Source organism: Rhizobium croatiense, assembly GCF_019793465.1.
Taxonomy (GTDB): Bacteria; Pseudomonadota; Alphaproteobacteria; order Rhizobiales; family Rhizobiaceae; genus Rhizobium; species Rhizobium croatiense.
Map to the genome: position 1 here is coordinate 1 of NZ_JAILYJ010000005.1, position 17,701 is coordinate 17,701.

15 protein-coding genes and 1 pseudogene are annotated in these 17,701 nt (G+C 61.5%); all 16 read left to right on the forward strand.

The window, feature by feature from the left end:
• Positions 1–338 (forward strand): hypothetical protein (locus K6M89_RS09685; protein WP_222139291.1); only part of this gene is annotated, 338 nt, incomplete at its 5' end.
• A gap of 357 nt (positions 339–695) precedes the next feature.
• A complete protein-coding gene (locus K6M89_RS09690; protein WP_097583847.1) occupies positions 696–1,034 on the forward strand; it encodes a hypothetical protein in 339 nt (112 codons plus the stop codon).
• 138 nt (positions 1,035–1,172) lie between these two features.
• The gene (locus tag K6M89_RS09695) at positions 1,173–1,379 is read left to right on the forward strand and encodes a hypothetical protein (RefSeq protein WP_009987986.1); all 207 of its coding nucleotides are present in this window, start codon (positions 1,173–1,175) and stop codon (positions 1,377–1,379) included.
• 151 nt (positions 1,380–1,530) lie between these two features.
• Positions 1,531–2,331, forward strand: coding sequence for a pseudouridine synthase (locus tag K6M89_RS09700; protein WP_222139292.1), 801 nt, complete (start codon positions 1,531–1,533; stop codon positions 2,329–2,331).
• A 14-nt stretch (positions 2,332–2,345) separates the two neighbouring features.
• The gene (locus K6M89_RS09705; protein WP_222139479.1) at positions 2,346–3,035 is read left to right on the forward strand and encodes a phosphoribosyltransferase; all 690 of its coding nucleotides are present in this window, start codon (positions 2,346–2,348) and stop codon (positions 3,033–3,035) included.
• Positions 3,036–3,182: 147 nt separating this feature from the next.
• Positions 3,183–4,925: an SLC13 family permease gene (locus K6M89_RS09710; protein ID WP_222139293.1), complete on the forward strand. Its 1,743-nt coding sequence runs from the start codon at positions 3,183–3,185 to the stop codon at positions 4,923–4,925.
• 91 nt (positions 4,926–5,016) lie between these two features.
• A complete protein-coding gene (locus K6M89_RS09715; protein ID WP_222139294.1) occupies positions 5,017–5,961 on the forward strand; it encodes a phosphoribosylaminoimidazolesuccinocarboxamide synthase in 945 nt (314 codons plus the stop codon).
• A gap of 107 nt (positions 5,962–6,068) precedes the next feature.
• Positions 6,069–6,671 (forward strand): TetR family transcriptional regulator, encoded by a 603-nt coding sequence (locus K6M89_RS09720; protein WP_097583842.1) that lies wholly within the window; start codon positions 6,069–6,071, stop codon positions 6,669–6,671.
• A 157-nt stretch (positions 6,672–6,828) separates the two neighbouring features.
• Positions 6,829–8,034: an efflux RND transporter periplasmic adaptor subunit gene (locus tag K6M89_RS09725; protein WP_222139295.1), complete on the forward strand. Its 1,206-nt coding sequence runs from the start codon at positions 6,829–6,831 to the stop codon at positions 8,032–8,034.
• Positions 8,035–8,082: 48 nt separating this feature from the next.
• Positions 8,083–11,193, forward strand: a complete 3,111-nt coding sequence (locus tag K6M89_RS09730; protein ID WP_222139296.1) for an efflux RND transporter permease subunit — start codon at positions 8,083–8,085, stop codon at positions 11,191–11,193.
• A gap of 151 nt (positions 11,194–11,344) precedes the next feature.
• Positions 11,345–12,781 carry an efflux transporter outer membrane subunit gene (locus K6M89_RS09735; protein ID WP_222139297.1) on the forward strand — a complete coding sequence of 479 codons (1,437 nt, stop codon included), beginning with the start codon at positions 11,345–11,347 and terminating at the stop codon, positions 12,779–12,781.
• Positions 12,782–12,945: 164 nt separating this feature from the next.
• Positions 12,946–13,990, forward strand: a pseudogene (locus K6M89_RS09740) (LacI family DNA-binding transcriptional regulator).
• Position 13,991: 1 nt separating this feature from the next.
• Positions 13,992–15,014, forward strand: a complete 1,023-nt coding sequence (locus tag K6M89_RS09745) for an ABC transporter substrate-binding protein (protein WP_222139299.1) — start codon at positions 13,992–13,994, stop codon at positions 15,012–15,014.
• Between the two features lie 63 nt (positions 15,015–15,077).
• Positions 15,078–15,905 (forward strand): ABC transporter permease, encoded by an 828-nt coding sequence (locus tag K6M89_RS09750; protein WP_097583836.1) that lies wholly within the window; start codon positions 15,078–15,080, stop codon positions 15,903–15,905.
• Entirely contained in the window at positions 15,902–16,681 is a 780-nt protein-coding gene (locus K6M89_RS09755; RefSeq protein ID WP_038690988.1) for an ABC transporter permease, read from the forward strand. The genes K6M89_RS09750 and K6M89_RS09755 overlap by 4 nt, the downstream gene beginning before the upstream one ends.
• Complete coding sequence (locus K6M89_RS09760) at positions 16,674–17,699, forward strand: ABC transporter ATP-binding protein (RefSeq protein WP_222139300.1); 1,026 nt, start codon at positions 16,674–16,676, stop codon at positions 17,697–17,699. The genes K6M89_RS09755 and K6M89_RS09760 overlap by 8 nt, the downstream gene beginning before the upstream one ends.
• Positions 17,700–17,701: the final 2 nt, after the last annotated feature.

Here is a 17,701-nt window from a genome sequence, read left to right on the forward strand (position 1 = left end):
CATTACGTCACGTCTTGAATCGACGAGAACTTCACACCTGTTTTCCAGGAGACAAAGCCGAAACTCAATCTCCGAAAACCAGTGTAACTTCTCTTGATAAACGTGACCGCCAAAGTCTCTTTCAAAGGATCCAAATCTCTTCAGATCCCGCGAAGCTCCGCCGCCCACGTTTCTCTTTCTTCCAATCTTCAATTGTCAAAAAACCGACGACCCGAAGCCGTCACCAAAACCCGTTCCAAACTTTCGCCCAGAACACAAACCAGCAATCGCCAATCCGCTTGAGTTTCTTGAGAGCGAGAGACTTCGTCGCCAGCAGCGCCGCCGCCCTCGTTCAGTGAGTGGGCTTATAGAACCAACCCCTTTTCCAAGTCAACAGCCATACCAAAAGTTTTTTGACATTTTTGTAACAGGTTGATTCGGCGTGTATTTTTCCGCAGGCCTTTATCCACAGCCGGCGTTTTCGGCGCAGATTTCCGAAAATTCTTTTACCAGTCGATAAAAAAATCATCGGAAACCCGCTTTCAACCAGCGAAAGATGACAGGAAAACAGCGGCTTGAGCGAATTTATGGTTAACAGAGGATTAAAACGCTTCCAGCCCCCAGGCTTTAAATTTCCGTCACAAATCAACGACCGGCATTTCGGAACCTATCGCCGTCTAGCGTGTTGTCTTTCCCATCGAGGAAAGGAGACCGACATGCCTGCCAACACCGACGATATCAGAGCATCTGTCAGCAAGGACATTGCTGCGCTCCAGCAGGAAGTATCCCGCCTGCAGAAAATGATTTCCGCTCAGGGCGCCGAAGCCTATTACGAAGTGCGCGGCCGCGCCGGCAAGGCTTATGATGAGGCCTTGCCCCGCGCCAAGAATGCCGTCGCCCAGATCAGGGCCGAAGGGGCCGCTGCTGCCGGTGCTGCCCGCGAGCATCCAGCCGCCACGACGACGGCGCTGGTGCTTGCAGGCGCCATTGGATTCCTCGCCGGATATCTGCTTTCCGGCAGCCCGCAACCGCAGCATCGCCATTGGTGGCGCTAGGCCTGCCACATCCGCTTAAAATCATACTTTTACGCACCCGCCGATCCGTTTTTCGGCAGGGTGCGTAAATGCTTATGTCTTAGAAAAACCAATTTTTAATGCAAGCAAGGGACCATAAAAAACGAAAGGGAGGACAGCATGGAAAACAAGAGGGCCAATTGCATTATTGAAGTCAGCGTCGATGGCGTTAACGGCCGTTACGCGGTCGGCATCATGAATATGCGTCAGGCACTCGAACTGCCGGAAATGCCAAGCCTATCTTATACGCATCCCGACCCTGTGAAAGCCGCTGCCGGCATCGTCGTCAGCCGCAAGGAACTGGCCGGTTTCATGGCCTGCCGCTGAGACAGCGTAACCCTTCATGCCCTGACGGTGCTTTGTCAGAAGCGCTGAAGGCAGTCTGCAGCCCCATCGTTCCCTAGATATAGTTCGCCACGCTGGAATCCTTGTGCCGTTCATGCCAAGAAACGGCATCGAAGCAGCACAGGGATAGCAGATGAGGGACCGGCGCCCATCGCATAAACTGCACGAGCGGCCAAAGCCTGCCGCCGGCGCAGGCAAGCGGGTCACCCTTCCCCGCGCCCTTTCCAAGCTCGGTTACTGCTCCCGCACCCAAGCCGAACGGCTAATCGCCGAAAATCGCGTCGCCGTCGACGGCCGCACGATCAGCGATGCCGCTGCATGGGTCGATCTTGCGACGGCCAGGATCAGCGTCGACGGTCTCCCCATCGCCGCCGAGGCAAAAATCTATCTGATGCTCAACAAGCCGCGCGGGCTCGTGACCACCCGCCACGATCCCGAAGGCAGGCCGACGGTTTATGATTGCTTGAGAGATTTCGACATCCCGCACCTCTCTCCGGTCGGCCGGCTCGACAAGGCGAGCGAAGGCCTGCTGCTTTTCACCAACGACACGGAATTCGCCCAGATCCTGCTCGATCCGGTCACCCATGTGACCAAGACCTATCATGTCCAGGTCGGCCGGCTTTTGGACGACGAGGAAATCGCCGCAATGACGTCGGGCATCCGCCACGATGGCGAGTTGCTGACGGCGACTGCGACGCGACGCCTTCGCCAGGGCGACAGGAACTCATGGATCGAGGTCGAGCTGGATGAAGGCCGCAACCGCCAGATCCGCCGCATGCTGGAGGCGCTCGGGGCCGAATGTCTGCGCCTCGTGCGGGTCGCAATCGGCGGGCTCGAACTCGGTGAACTGCCGAAAGGTGCCGTGCGCGCGCTGACCGAGGCGGAATTGCAGGCGCTGCGCCGGAGCGCCGGCATGGAAAGGGCAAGACGTTGACCGATATGACGGAGATGGCGCCGCACGACTTCTGGCAGGTAATCCATCCGCCCGGCACCTTTCCCGACGATCGGGAGTTCACCTCCTTTTATGTCGCCGCACTGGAAGACGGACGCCAGCTTTGCCTGCCGATCCGCGTGCTGGCTGATGGCGAACATGCCCTCGCCTCGCTGATCGTCAACCAGGCAAGCTTCGCCGTGCTCGATGCGTTGGCCGAAGACCTCGCCGAAAAGATCAGGCCCATGCGCATTGATGTCGTCGCCGGCCTGCCGACGCTCGGCCTGACGCTTGCCGCGGCCGTCGCGCAGAAGCTCGGCCACGCTCGCTACGTCCCGCTCGGCACCTCGCGCAAATTCTGGTACCGCGACGAACTCTCTGTTGCCCTGTCCTCAATCACGACGCCGACACAGGAAAAGCGTCTTTATATCGATCCGCGCATGCTGCCGCTGCTGAGCGGACGGCGCGTCGGCCTGATTGACGACGTTATTTCCAGCGGCGCATCGATCGTCTCGGGTCTTAATCTGCTGACGGCCTGCAGCATCGAACCCGTCGTCATCGGTGCGGCCATGCTGCAATCTGGGCGCTGGCGCGAAAGCCTCGCAACCGCCGGGCCGCAATGGATCACGCGCATCGTCAGCGTTTTCGCAACGCCCGTTCTGAAGCGCAACGCCGCCGGCCGGTGGCAGGCACCCGCCCGACCGTAGACGTGAGGATTGTTCGATCTTTGCCGGCTGGCGCCTCTGTACAGCCGGTGAGGAACGATTACAGTCCGCTCGTCGCATGTCACCCGGAAGCGTGCAGCGGTTTCCGCATAGCGACATATTTCAATCGATGAAACACCGGATCTGCCCATGTCGTTCGAGCAAGCATCCCTGCTGATCCTTCTGCTGGCGATGCTCGTTCTCTTCTCCTTCGAGCGCATCCGCATCGAGGTGGTTGCGATTGCCGGCCTGCTCGCCGGTTATGCGCTCGGCCTTTATCCGGCCGACCAGATTTTCGCAGGCTTCGCCAGCCCCGTCGTCATCACCGTCATCGAAATCCTGCTGATCGTTCAGGTGCTGGCGCGCGCCAAGCTCTTCGACAATCTCGCCGCGCGTTGGGCGGCCGCAAGACCATCGCCCTTCAAGGTCATATCGGGTACGTCCTCGCTCGCCGGCTTTGTTTCCATCTTCATGAACAATATCGGCGCCTTTGCGATCACGCTGCCGGTGGCGCTGCGGCTCGGCGTGGCGCTATCGATCCCTCGCCGTCAACTCGTCATGCCGGTCTCGTTTGCCGCCCTGCTCGGCGGTCTGGTCTCGCTGATCGGCACGCCGGCCAACCTGCTCGTCAGCGACGCGCTCGCCAAGGCGTCCGGCGCGGGTTTTCGCTTCTTCGATTTCGCCTATGTCGGCCTGCCGGTTGCAATCGCCGGCATTCTGCTCATCGCCTTTCGCGTCCGGCGCCTGTTTCCGGAACCCGATGCAGTGCCGGCAACGATCTCCCCGGGTACGCGCCCCATCGTCGTCGAACGTCGCGTCCCGGACGCTTCTCCGCTGATCGGCACCCGGCTTTCCGAGTGTCCAACCCGCTTCGCCATCAAGCCGCATGCGCTGATCCGTGGCGACAATTTCGTTTTTGGCCCGCTCGACCAGTCGGTAATCAACGCTGGCGACGTACTGCTGGCCGAAGGCGCCGATGGCGTCTTCGCCGGCCTTGCCGCCGCACAGGCGCTAATCGCCGATATCCATCCGCATGGTCTGCCGCCGGATTTTACCCGAGTCGAAACCGTCGTGATGCCGGAAAGCACGCTGGTCGGTTCGCGCGTCCGCTCGCTCGAAGTCTTTCACCATCGCGGCATCGCAGTCACTGCTCTTTCCATGCGTACCCCGCGCATCGAAGGCCGCTTCCTCGATTTGCAGCTGTCGATCGGCGATATTTTGACGCTGGAAGGGCCTCGCATGGCCATTGCCGAAGCGTTGGAGGAAAGCGAGTGCCTGCCGCTCGCCCCGACGGCTTCAGCCGAACCGGCCCTGCTCTCCTGGCGACCCTTCGCGCTGTTTGCCTGCGGCGTCGCTGCGTCGGCGGCCGGCTTGCATCCCGAGGTCGCTTTTGCCGGCGTCGTGCTCGTCCTCGCCCTGCTCAACCATCTCAACATCCGCCAGGCGATGGCCGACCTCAACTGGCCGATCATCATCATGCTCGCGGCGATGATCCCGATCGGCCAGGCGGTGGCAAGCACCGGGACAGCCGAAGCGATCGCCGGCTGGCTGAGCCTCGTCGTGCCGATCGACCATCCGCTCTCCGGCATTGCCCTCATCCTCTTCCTGGCCATGGCGCTGACGCCCTTCGTCAACAATGCGACGGTCGCAATCGTGCTGACGCCGATCGCACTCGAATTTGCAAGGACCGGGCGACATGCGCCCGACGCCTATCTGATCGCGGTAGCCGTCGGCGCCTCTCTCGATTTCCTGACGCCCTTCGGCCATCACAACAATACGCTTGCAATGGGAATCGGCGGCTACCGTTTCAGCGATTTCCTGCGCGCCGGCTGGCCGCTCGCCGTCGTAAGTTACGGCCTTGCTCTGCTTCTTCTGGCTCTGTTCTGGCTGTGATGCGATATTTTGTCCTTAAATCGATTCCGGTTTGAGGAATTATGCAGTAGAGCAGGAAGCCTTCAGCTAAACACAAGGACAGTCGAGCGCCGTGCGAATCCTCTCCGAAGCCCATTTCCCGGAATTGCCGAATTACTATCGCGGCAAGGTGCGCGAGAATTACGATCTACCGGACGGACGCCGCATTATCATCAGCACCGACCGGCTGAGCGCTTTCGATCGAATCCTCACCTGCATCCCCTATAAGGGCCAGGTGCTGACTGAGACCGCGCGTTATTGGTTCGAAGCGACGAAGGACATCTGCCCAAACCACGTCATCGACTATCCCGATCCGAATGTCGTCATCGGCAAGCGGCTCGACATCCTGCCGGTCGAGATCGTCGTGCGCGGATACCTTGCCGGCACCACTGGCACCTCGATCCTGACGCTCTACAAGAAGGGTGAGCGGGAAATGTACGGCATGCGCCTGCCGGACGGCATGCACGATAACCAGATTCTGCCCGAACCCGTCATCACCCCGACCAGCAAGGAATTCGACGGCGGTCATGACGAGCCGCTGACACCTGCCGAAATCGTCGACCGCGGCCTTCTGACCAAGGAGCAGTGGGAGACGCTCTCCGGATATGCGCTTGCACTCTTTGCCCGCGGCCAGGCAATGGCCGCCGAACGCGGCCTGATCCTCGTCGACACCAAATATGAATTCGGCACCGACGGCGACGGCAACATCATCCTCGCCGATGAGATCCACACACCTGACAGCAGCCGTTACTGGCTCGCAGAAAGCTATCCGGCGAGCTTCGCGGCCGGAATACGGCCGGAAAGTTTCGACAAGGATTTCGTCCGCGCCTGGGTGGCGGAACGTTGCGATCCCTATAAGGACGAAATCCCCGAAATTCCCCTCGAGCTGATCGAGCAGACCTCGGCCGTCTACATCAAGGCCTACGAGTCGATCACCGGCGAACGCTTTGTTCCCGACGACAGCGGCGAGACACCGCTTGCCCGTGTCCGAAACAACCTCTCCCGCTATTTCCCTTGAAAAAGACGGCACACGAAGCCGCCGGGCCGTGCATCGGCTTGGCAGCTTTCGCGCAATCGCGCTAGCATCAGCAAAATGGAACCCGGGCACGGCCCGGCGGGGGACAGATGGCGAGGAGGCCGAGACGCAAGGCCGAGGAAACGCGACAGGACATTCTCTGCATGGCGGAGATGTTGTTTCGCGCGCGCGGCTACGTCGCGGTGTCGATCGCCGATATCGCCGGCGCGCTCAACATGTCGCCCGCCAACGTCTTCAAGCATTTTCACTCCAAGGTCGCGCTGGTGGATGCCATTGCCGGACGACATCTCGACAATGCTGCCGAGCGCTTCGCTCCCCTCGACCAGGATATGCCCGCGAAAGAGCAACTCCACCGCTTCGTCCTGCGCCTCCTGGATGGCCATCTGCAGGATATACAGAAAAGCCCCTACATATTTGAAATGGTGCTTTCGACCATCGAGGCCAAACTCGAAGCCGGCATTCGCTATCGCGCCCGCATCGAGGAAAATCTCGGCGAGATCATCCGCAAAGGTGTTGCAGAAGGCCGTTACCATTGCGGCAACCCCGAACGGGCGGCGCATGTTGTCGCCGATATGCTTGCCTGCGTGCTGCATCCCGTCCTCATCGTCCGCGACGACAAGGAGACACTGGTGCAGCGTGCGGGGGAAATCGTCAGCTTCGTCGATGCCGCACTGCAAAATAGCGCTTGCTAAGTGACGATTGCTGACTTACGTCACTTCGTAAAGCTTTTCTTAGACTCGGGGATAATGGCACCTGAAGCCAGACCGATCCTGTCGCTTGTATAAGCCTGAGCTGGCTCGGCTGAGTGCATGGATCGAAGGCAATTGCCACCGCATGAGGAAATTCAGAATGATACGGCGTGCCCTGCTCATCTCCTCGGCCCTGGTGGCCGGCGCCTTGCTTGGCGCCTGCAGCGACAACGCCGGCAAGCCCGCCGGCAGTGCAGGCGCGGCGCAGCAGGCAACGCCCGTCGGCGTGGTCGCGCTGGAGAAGGCTAGTTTTCCTGTTACCACGATCCTTCCCGGCCGCGCCGAAGCCTTCCAGACGGCCGATATCCGGCCGCAGGTAAGCGGCATTATCCGCGAGATCGCCTTCAGGGAAGGCGGGGAGATCAAGAAGGGCGACCTTCTCTATCAGATCGAGGATGCGCCCTATATCGCCGCCGTCGAGCAGGCCAAGGCGGCAATCTCCAAGGCCGAGGCGAGCGTGCCGAGCGCTGAAAGCAACCTCGAACGCTACCAGCGCCTCGTCGGCAGCGGCGCCACGCAGATCGAATACGAGACGGCCAGGACGACGCTTCTCCAGGCGAAGGCCGAAGTCGAGTCGGCAAAGGCAGCCCTTTCCGCCGCGCAGATCGACCTCGATCACACCAAGATCGTCGCGCCCTTCGACGGCATCATCGACCAGACGGCCTACAATGTCGGCAACGTCGTCTCTGCCAACCAGACGACGGCGCTGACGACGATCCGCCAGCTCGACCCGATCTATATCTCGCTGACGGAATCGAGCACCAACCTCCTGCGGCTGCGCGATGCCATGGCAGCCGGCGATATCAAGGGCGCGGAGAACGTCGCCTTCCACCTGATTCTCGAAAACGGCAAGGAATACAACCAGCAGGGCAAGCTCGACATGTCGAAGCAGGTGGTCAGTGAGACCACAGGCACTTTCATCATCCGCGTGCTCTTCCCCAATCCCGATCGTGTCGTCCTGCCCGGCATGTATGTCCGCGCAACCGTTGAGCTCGGGGCCGAGACCGGTTATGCGCTGCCGCAGCTGGCGACAAGCCGTGACGCCAACGGCCGGCTGACGGCGCAATTCGTTTCCGCCGACGGCAAGGTCGAAACCCGGGCCTTCGAGAACAGCTCGCCCTCCAACAATTCCTGGTTGGTGACCGAAGGCATCAAGGACGGCGATCAGCTGATCGTCACCGGCCTGCAGTCGGTCACGGCAGGCATGCCGGTAACGCCGGTCCCGATGAAGATCAATGACAACGGCGTGGTCGTGCCTGCCGAGCCGCCCGCGGCCGGTGATGCTGAGAAGCCCGCAGCGAGATAATCGCTTCGAGCCTGCATCGTCACCGTCTCAGCCGCACAGGAACAACCGATGGCCAAGTTTTTCATCCGACGTCCGATTTTCGCCTGGGTCATTGCGATCACCATCATGCTCGCCGGCCTGCTGGCGATCTTCACCCTGTCGATTTCGCAATATCCCGACATCGCCCCGACGACGGTCCGCATCAACGCCACCTATCGCGGCGCCAGCGCCGAGACCGTGGAGAAATCGGTGACGACGATCATCGAGGACGGCATGACCGGCCTCGACGACCTCACCTACATGACCTCGACGTCGTCGACCGGCGCGGCCAGCGTCCAGCTCACCTTCGGAACCAGCATCGATCCCGATATCGCCCAGGTGCAGGTGCAGAACAAGCTGCAGCTTGTTCAATCGCAGCTTCCGGGTGATGTCATCGATGCCGGCATCAGCGTGACGCGTTCGACCTCGAGCATCCTTCTCGTCGGCTCGCTCGTTTCGTCCGATGGCAAGCGCAGTTCGGTCGATCTCGGCAATATCTTGTCGACCTCCATCGAGGATCAGATCCAGCGCCTGGAAGGCGTCGGCAGCATCAACGTCTTCGGTTCGGGATACGCCATGCGCATCTGGCTCGATCCCTTCAAGCTGTTGAAATATCAGCTGACGCCCAGCGACGTCACCGCGGCGATCCAGGCGCAGAACACCCAGGTCTCGGTTGGCTCGCTCGGCGCCCAGCCGACGATCCCCGGCCAGCAGCTCAACGTCACCATCACCGCGCAAAGCCAGCTGACCACCGTCGCCGATTTCGAACACATCATTCTGAAGGTCGAAAAGGACGGCGCGACGGTGCGCCTCAGCGACGTCTCGCGCATCGAGATCGGTCAGGAAAGCTACGGCGGCAGTTCGCGCTACAACGGCCTGCCCTCCAGCGGCTTTGCGGTCAATCTCGCGATCGGCGCCAACGCCATCGATACCGCCGCCCGCGTGCGCTCCGCGCTCGACGTCATCGGCCGCACCCTGCCGGAAGGGGTGAAGATCACCTACCCCTACGACACGACGCCCTTCGTGGAACTATCGATCGAAAAGGTCGTGCATACGCTGATCGAAGCGATCGTCCTCGTCTTCGTGGTGCTGCTCGTCTTCCTGCAGAATCTGCGCGCGACGCTGATCCCGACGATTGCCGTTCCCGTGGTACTGCTCGGCACTTTCGGAGTGCTGGCGGCGACCGGTTATTCCATCAATACGCTGACGATGTTCGCCATGGTTCTGGCGATCGGCCTTCTCGTCGACGACGCGATCGTCGTTGTCGAAAACGTCGAGCGCATCATGTCCGAAGAAAAGCTTTCGCCGCTCGAGGCGACGGAAAAGTCGATGGGCGAGATCACCGGCGCCATTGTCGGCATCGCGCTCGTGCTGACCGCCGTCTTCATTCCGATGGCCTTCTTCGGCGGTTCGACCGGTATCATCTATCGCCAGTTCTCGATCACCATCGTCTCGGCCATGCTGCTGTCGGCGCTCGTCGCCATCGTGCTGACGCCTGCGCTCTGCGCCACCATGTTGAAGCCTGTCAACGAGCACAGGAAGCACCGCGTCGGCGACTGGTTCAACCGCAACTTCACGCGCTCGACCAACGGTTATGTCAGGACCATCGGCTATCTTCTGAAGCGACCGATCCGCGTCATGCTGGTCTTCCTTCTCGTCGGCGCCGGCTGCGCCTATCTCTTCACCCGCCTGCCGAGCTCCTTCCTGCCGCAGGAAGACCAGGGCGTGCTGCTGACCATCGTCACCACGCCGCCGGGCTCGACCACGCAGCAGACCCAGGCGGTCGTCGAGAAGGTCGAAAACTACTATCGCGAAAACGAGAAGGACGCCGTCGACTCCGTCTTCGGCGCCCTGGGCTTCGGCTTCAGCGGCTCCGGACAGAACAGCGCCATCGTCTTCACCAAGCTCAAGGATTTCTCGCAGCGCACCGATCCCAATCTGAGCGCCCAATCGGTCGTCAGCCGGGCCCTGCGCAGCTTCTTTGCGATGCGTGAGGCGCAGGTCTTCGCGCTTCTGCCGCCGGCAATCCAGGGCCTCGGCGTGTCGAGCGGCTTTTCCATGTACCTCGTCGACACCGGCGGCCATGGCAATGACGCCCTGACAGCGGCCTCCAAACGGCTGATCCAGATGGGCAACTCGTCAGGCAAGGTCGTGGCGCTGCGCAGCAGCAACAAGGAGGTCGAGTCGCAGATGCGCATTGTGCTCGATCAGGAAAAGATCGGCGCCATGGGCGTCGACATCGCCTCGGTCAATTCGATGTTGTCGATCATCTTCACCGGCCGCGACGTCAACGACTTCACGCTGAACGGCGAGATCAAGCCGGTCTATGTCCAAGGCGACGCGCCCTTCCGCATGCAGCCGGACGATCTCAATCACTGGTATGCCCGCAACAATTCAGGCGAAATGGTGCCCTTCTCCGCCTTCACCAAAACCGAATGGGTCAAGGGTGCACCTTCGCTTGCCCGTTTCAACGCCGTCAGTGCCATCCCCCTCGACGGCGCCTCGGCGCCCGGCGTGTCCTCCGGCGATGCGATGAACGAAATGGAAGCCCTGACCGAACAGCTCGGCGGCGGCTACACCGTCGCCTGGCAGGGCATCTCCTATCAGGAACGCCTTTCCGGCTCGCAAGCGCCGATGCTCTATGCGATTTCCGTTCTCGTCGTCTTCCTCTGCCTGGCAGCGCTTTACGAAAGCTGGTCGATTCCCTTCTCGGTGATCATGGCCGTGCCCGTCGGCATTCTCGGCGCGCTGACGGCGGCAACGCTTTTCGGCCAGGCGAACGACGTCTATTTCAAGGTCGGCTTGCTCACCACGATCGGGCTTGCGGCGAAGAATGCGATCCTGATCGTCGAATTCGCCAAGGATCGGATGGAGAGTGGTATGGGTCTCTACGAGGCGACACTGGAAGCAGCGAGATTGCGCCTGCGGCCGATCATCATGACCTCGCTCGCCTTCATTCTCGGTGTCGTGCCGCTGGCGATCGCGACAGGCGCGGGCTCGGCGGCCCAGAATGCCATCGGCATCGGCGTCCTCGGCGGCATGCTGGCGGCGACGATGCTCGGAATTTTCTTCGTTCCGTCCTTTTTCGTCGTCATCCGACGCATCTTTGCCACACGCGGCAAAAATGCGGCAGCTGTGTGATATAAATGCACTGTGATAATGCTGTTCCGATTGCTACATTGCGCCCGACTGCTTCGGTGTGTGTTTTCAAGTGGGACAAGGCGCGGCGCGCCGATAGTGAAGCATGAAGCTTCGGACAAGAATTGACTTGCTCGAGTACAGGAAGAAATGAATGGTATCTCTTCGTTTTGCCACACCGGCATTGTTATTATTATTGTCGGGCTGCGTTGTAGGCCCGGATCATGCTCCTCCTGAAATGCCGCTGCCCGCCAAATTCGGAGAAGGCGGAACGAAGAGTGTCGGCGACGTTGCCACCGCAGCCTGGTGGACAGCTTTCAGGGACCCCAAGCTGAACGGCTATGTCCAGGCTGGCCTTGAGCAGAACCTGACCGTCCAGCAGGCGATCGAGCGCATCAATGCAGCTTCCGCCAACGTTACCGTCGCCGGCGCAGGCGGCCTGCCGAACCTCAACGTCGGCGCCTCGCACACGATCAGCGGCCAGAAGGGCGAACTGCGCACGCAGTTCGACACGCGCAACACCAGTGCCGGCGAAGTTCAGCTGAGCTGGCTGCTCGATCTCTTCGGCCTCTATAAGCGCAGCACCGAGAGCGCGGTCGCTTCGCTCGATTCGGCTTACGCATCCGCCGATGTCGCCAAGCTGACCCTCGTGCAGGATCTCGTCTCGAGCTACATCGATGTTCGCTTTTATCAGCAGCGCCTGGCGCTTTCGAAGGCCAACCTGAAGTCTCGTCAGGAAACCTACGAACTGACCAAATTCCAGCTTGAAGCCGGCGCCGCCTCGCGACTCGACGTCGTTCAGGCCGAAGGTCTGGTACAGTCTACGCTCGCCGAAATTCCCGGCCTCGAAACCAACATCCGTGTATCGGCCCATCACATCGCCACGCTGCTTGGCCTGCCGGCCTCGGCTCTTGTCAACGAATTGCTGAGGGGCAGTGGTCAACCGGTCTTCCGCGGCGGCATCAACTCCGGCATCCCAGCAGACCTGATCCGCAACCGACCCGACATTCGCGTCGCGGAGCGTGACCTCGCTGCCGCAACGGCCAATATCGGCGTTGCCGAGGCGCAGCTTTATCCGAGCATCTCGCTCAGCGGCTCGATCTCGCCCTCCTATATCAACCAAAGGGGTGTCCATGGCGCTCTGACGCCTTGGTCCTTCGGTCCGACGCTGAACCTGCCAATCCTCGATGGCGGCCGCCTGCGCGCCAACGTCAAGTCGGCACAGTCTGAAGCCGCGGCCGCTTACCTCAACTGGAAGTCGACGGTGCTGACCGCCGTCGAGCAGGTCGAGAACGCGCTCGCCGCCGTCCGGCGCGATGCCCGCACGGTCGCCGCCCTTCAGGCCCAGGTAAAGACGACGCAGGAAACGCTCGAACTTTCCACAGCATCCTATAAGGACGGCGCCTCCTCGCTGCTCGACGTTCTCGACGCGCAGCGCCAGGTTTCGCTCGCCCAGGCAAGCCTTGCCCAGGCCGTCCAGCAGATGGCCAAGGACTATGTCTCGCTGAACATCGCCGTCGGCGGCGGTTACGCTCCCGGCGGCAAGACCACCGTGCCGGTGAAGCCTGAGCCGGCGAAGGCCAAGAGCTGACCGGCTCGCCACCTTTCTGGAAATACGGAGCCCCGCGATCGTCTCGCGGGGCTTTTTTCATGCCGGCTCCGCATTGGGTAATTGCGCGGCAACGGAATTTCGATTCGACAAGCGGCGGCCGCTGATATAGGAGTGATTAAACGATTAATCAGGCAGCCTGAATCATGGCTTTATCGCGCCCGGGACCGAACCTCAGCAGGATAGCGACCTCGCTCGGCGTCTCCATTGCCACGGTCTCCAATGCGCTTTCCGGCAAAGGCCGGGTCTCTGGCCAATTGGTCGAAAGAATTCGTGAGCATGCCGCCGAGCTCGGTTATGTCCCGAGCCAGGCCGGCCGCGCGCTGCGGACCGGCCGCAGCGGCGTGCTTGGCCTGGTGCTGCCCGATATCGCCAATCCTCTGTTCCCGAAGATCGCGCAGGCGATCGAATTCGCGGCCTCCGCCGCAGGTTATGGCGTGCTGATCGCGGATTCCCGCGGCGATGCCGCCGCCCAGGCCGAGGCGATCAACCGCTTGGTCGAACGCGGCGTCGATGGCATGGTCGTCATTCCCCGCCGCGCCACCCGCATTTCGTCTGCCGCCTGTCCGGTCGCCGTCATCGATACCCCTTCGACGCCGGGCAACACCGTTTCCGCCGACCATTGGCAGGGCGGGCGTGAAATCGCCGTCCATCTCGCCGATCTCGGCCACCAGCGCATCCTCATCATCGGCAACAACCAGGAATCCAGCGTCCAGAACGACCGCGCCGGCGGCATTCACGCCGGTCTGCGCCCGGGTATGCAGGCTGAAACCCTGTGGATTGACGAGCTGGAACGGGATGGCGGCAGCGGCTGTCCGCTCGGCCTCGCCGAAAGAGTGAAGCAGGGTTTCACCGCTTTCGCGGCCCTCTCCGATTTGCAGGCGCTGCGCGCGCTGACGGAGCTGCAGCAGGCCGGCATCAACGTTCCCGCCGATGTCAGCGTCACCGGCTTCGACGACCTTATCTGGTCGCCTGTTGTTACGCCGTCCCTGACGACGGTCAGGATGGACATGGACAGGATTGCCGGGATTGCCGTGTCCGCCCTGGCCGATACGATAAGCAAAAGCCGCGCCCCGGAGGGCATGCTCGTTACCGCGGAGATCGAACGCGTCGCAATGCAATTGATCGTCCGCCAATCATCCGGGCCTTGTGAACCCGGCACTAAAAACCTCAGAGATGGAGAACAGATAAGATGAAAAAAGCTCTCATTGCTTCAGTGGCGCTTGCGGCGCTATCGCCGTTGAGTGCGGCTGCTGCCGAACGGACGCTGACCATTTCCGTCTATGCCTTCGCCCAGGACGATTTCAAGGCGCTGGTCTACGAACCCTTCGAAGCCCAATGCGGCTGCAAGCTGGTGGTCGAGACCGGTAACAGCGTCGAGCGCCTGGCCAAGATGGAAGCCAACAAGACCAGTCCCGTCGTCGATCTCGCCGCCGTTTCGATGGCCGATGCGCTGGCCGCCGCGCGCGCCGGCCTGATCGACAAGGTCGATACTGCAAAACTTTCCAATTTCGCCAAGCTGTATGACATCGCCAAGGATCCGAACGGCGACGGCATGAGTGTCGGCTATACCTTCTACGCCACCTCGATCGCCTACCGCTCCGACAAGATGAAGGTCGACTCCTGGGCCGATCTCCTGAAGCCGGAATATGTCGGCCATGTCGCCTTCCCCAATGTCACCACCAACCAAGGCCCGCCGGCGCTCTATATGCTGGGCCTGGCGCTCGGCAAGGACACGCCGGATCTGAAGGGGCCCATCGAGGCACTGGGCGAGAAGAAGGACGACATCGTCACCTTTTACGAAAAATCCTCCCAGCTGGTGCATCTCATGCAGCAGGAGGAAATTTGGGCGGCTCCCATCGGCCGGTTCTCCTGGGCTGGTTTCACCAAGCTCGATGTACCCGTTGCCTGGGCAACGCCGAAAGAGGGTCAGACCGGCGGCATGAACGTGCTGGTGCTGACCAAGGGTTCGAAGAACCAGGATCTCGCCCTGCAGTTCATGGATTTCTGGCTCTCGACCGAAACTCAGACCAAACTCGCCGAGAAGCTGATCGACAGCCCTGCCAACAGCGAGGTCAAGCTTTCCGAAGCGGCGGCCAACAACCTCACCTATGGCGAACAAACGGCTAAGAGCCTCAAGCTCATTCCGTCCGCCATCGCCCTCGACAACCGCGCCGGCTGGCTGAAGACCTGGAACGACAAGGTCGGTCAATAAGCCGCTTCTGAAACCGGTCCCGGCGTCTGCCGGGACCGCCCTCCTCTCCCGGAAAGGCGCCTCATGTTCCAGAACCGTGCAGAAGCCCTGGCGCTTGCCCTGCCGGCAGCCGTCTTTGCAACCCTGGTCTTTCTGCTGCCCGTCGCAATCCTGCTGTCGGAGGGCTTCCGCGCCGGTGGCGGCTGGACGTTGTCGGCCTATACCGATTTCTTTTCCGGGACGCTGAACCGCACCGTTTTCCTGCGCTCCTTCCGGCTTGGCCTCGAAGTCACCGCCGTCTCGGCCGTCATCGGTTATGCGGCGGCCTTCGCCATCGTCAACCTGCCGGCGAAGGGCAAAGGCCGAATGATCGGCCTCGTCACCCTGCCGCTGATGATCTCGCCGGTGGCGCGCACCTATGCCTGGATCGTCATTCTCGGCCGCACCGGCATCGTCAACCAGGCGATCACCGGCCTCGGTTTCAGTGCCGAACCGCTGCGCCTGCTGTTCACCGAAACCGCCGTCTTCATCGGTCTGCTGCAGCTCTTCCTGCCGCTGATGATACTTTCCTTAATCAGTGCGCTCGAAAACATGCCGAAGGATGCAATTCCGGCCGCTCGCGTGCTTGGCGCCAACTGGTTTCAGGTCTTCTGGAAGGTCGTCCTGCCGCTGACGCGTGAAGGGCTCGTCATCGGCGGTACGCTCGTCTTCACCGGCTCATTGACGGCTTATATCACCCCCGCCGTGCTTGGCGGTTCCAAGGTGCTGATGCTCGAAACGCTGATGTACCAGCAGGTTTCCGTCGCCAATGATTTCGTCTCGGCAAGCGTCATCGCCTTCATCCTGATCGTCATGAGCTTTGCCGCCAATATCCTGCTGAAACGCCTCGCGACGGCGAGGAACCGCCGATGACCCTGCGCCTGTTTTCGCCTATCGTGCTTTTCCTGCTGCTGGTCTTCCTGATCGGCCCGTTCCTGATCATCATCGCCGCCTCGCTCTCGGCAGGCGATACGCTGGCCTTTCCGCCGCAGGGTCTGTCGCTGCGCTGGGTGACCAAGGTCTTCACCATTGAAAGCTTCCGCGACAGCTTTGCCATGTCGATGTTCCTCGCCGTCTTCGGAACGCTTGCGGCCCTTGTCCTCGGCATCCCCGCCGCCTACGCCCTGTCGCGCTACCGGCTGCCGGCGGCAGAAACCGTCCGCACCGTCGTTTCGCTGCCCATCATCGTTCCCGGCATTATCGTCGGCCTGGCACTGCTGCGTTATCTCGTCGTTCCCTTTGGCTTCAACATCACGCTCGCCCTCTTCTTCGCTCACGCGGCGCTGGTGCTGCCCTATGCCGTGCGTGTCGTCTCCGCGAGCCTCGACAATCTGCGTTCGGATATCGAGGAAGCGGCCGTCCTGCTTGGTTCCTCCAGGCTCGGCGCCTTCTTCCGCGTGGTGATGCCGAATATCCGCGGCGGCATTCTGGCCGCCTTCATCCTCGGCTTCGTCACCAGCTTCAATCAGGTGCCGGTCTCGCTCTTCCTCTCCGGCCCCGGTGTGCGCACACTCCCGATCGACATGCTGGGTTACATGGAAACCACTTACGACCCGTCCATCGCGGCACTCTCCGCCCTTCTCGCCTTCCTCTCGATCGGCATCGTCTTCCTCGCCGAACGCTTCCTGGGATTTTCGCGTTATGTCTGATGCTTATCTTCAACTCAACAAGCTGACGCTCGCCTATGGCGATACGGTCGCGGTGAGGGAACTCGATCTTGCAATCGGCAAGGGCGAACTCGTCGCACTCCTTGGCCCTTCCGGCTGCGGCAAGACCACGACGATGCGTGCGATTGCCGGCCTGCTGACGCCCGCTTCTGGCCGCATCGGTCTCGACGGCGCCGATATCACCCGCGTCTCCGCCAACAAGCGCGCCGTCGGCCTCGTCTTCCAATCTTATGCGCTGTTTCCGCATCTGACCGTCTATGAGAACGTCGCCTTCGGCCTGCGTCTCAAGGGCATCTCGGGCGCCAATCTCGATGCCCGCGTCGGCGCCGGCCTGAAATCCGTCGGCCTGACCGCCTTCGCCGGCCGCAAGCCCGCCGAACTCTCCGGGGGCCAGCAGCAGCGCGTGGCGCTCGCCCGCTCGATGGTAATGGAGCCGAAAGTGTTGTTGCTCGACGAGCCGCTTTCCAATCTCGACGCCCGGCTTCGCCTGGAAATGCGCGCGGAATTGCAGCGCGTGCAGAAGGAGACTGGCGTCACGATGATTTTCGTCACCCACGACCAGGTGGAGGCCCTGGCGCTCGCCGACCGTATCGTCGTCATGCTGAACGGCGGCATCGAGCAGATCGGCACGCCGGAAGAGATCTACAACAATCCCGCCTCCGCCTTCGTCGCCGATTTCGTCGGCTTCGAGAATGTCTTCGCGCTGAAGGATGGAAAGCTTGCGACGCCGAACGGCCCGGTCTCACTTTCCGGTCCGGCGCCGGAAGCTGCGGCTGGTCTCGCCTGGCGTCCGCGCGCGGTGATCCTCGGCTCCGGTCAATTTCACGGCACCGTGCGCGGCACGTCTTTCGCCGGCAACACCCGCGAATACCTCCTCGATACGCCGCTCGGGTCCATTAAGGCCGAAATCGATGCGGGCCTGCCGCCGCACGAGATCGGCAGTGCGCTCGCCTTCGACCTGCCGGCCGCCGGCGCGGCCAACCTCAAACGGTTCGGGTGAAA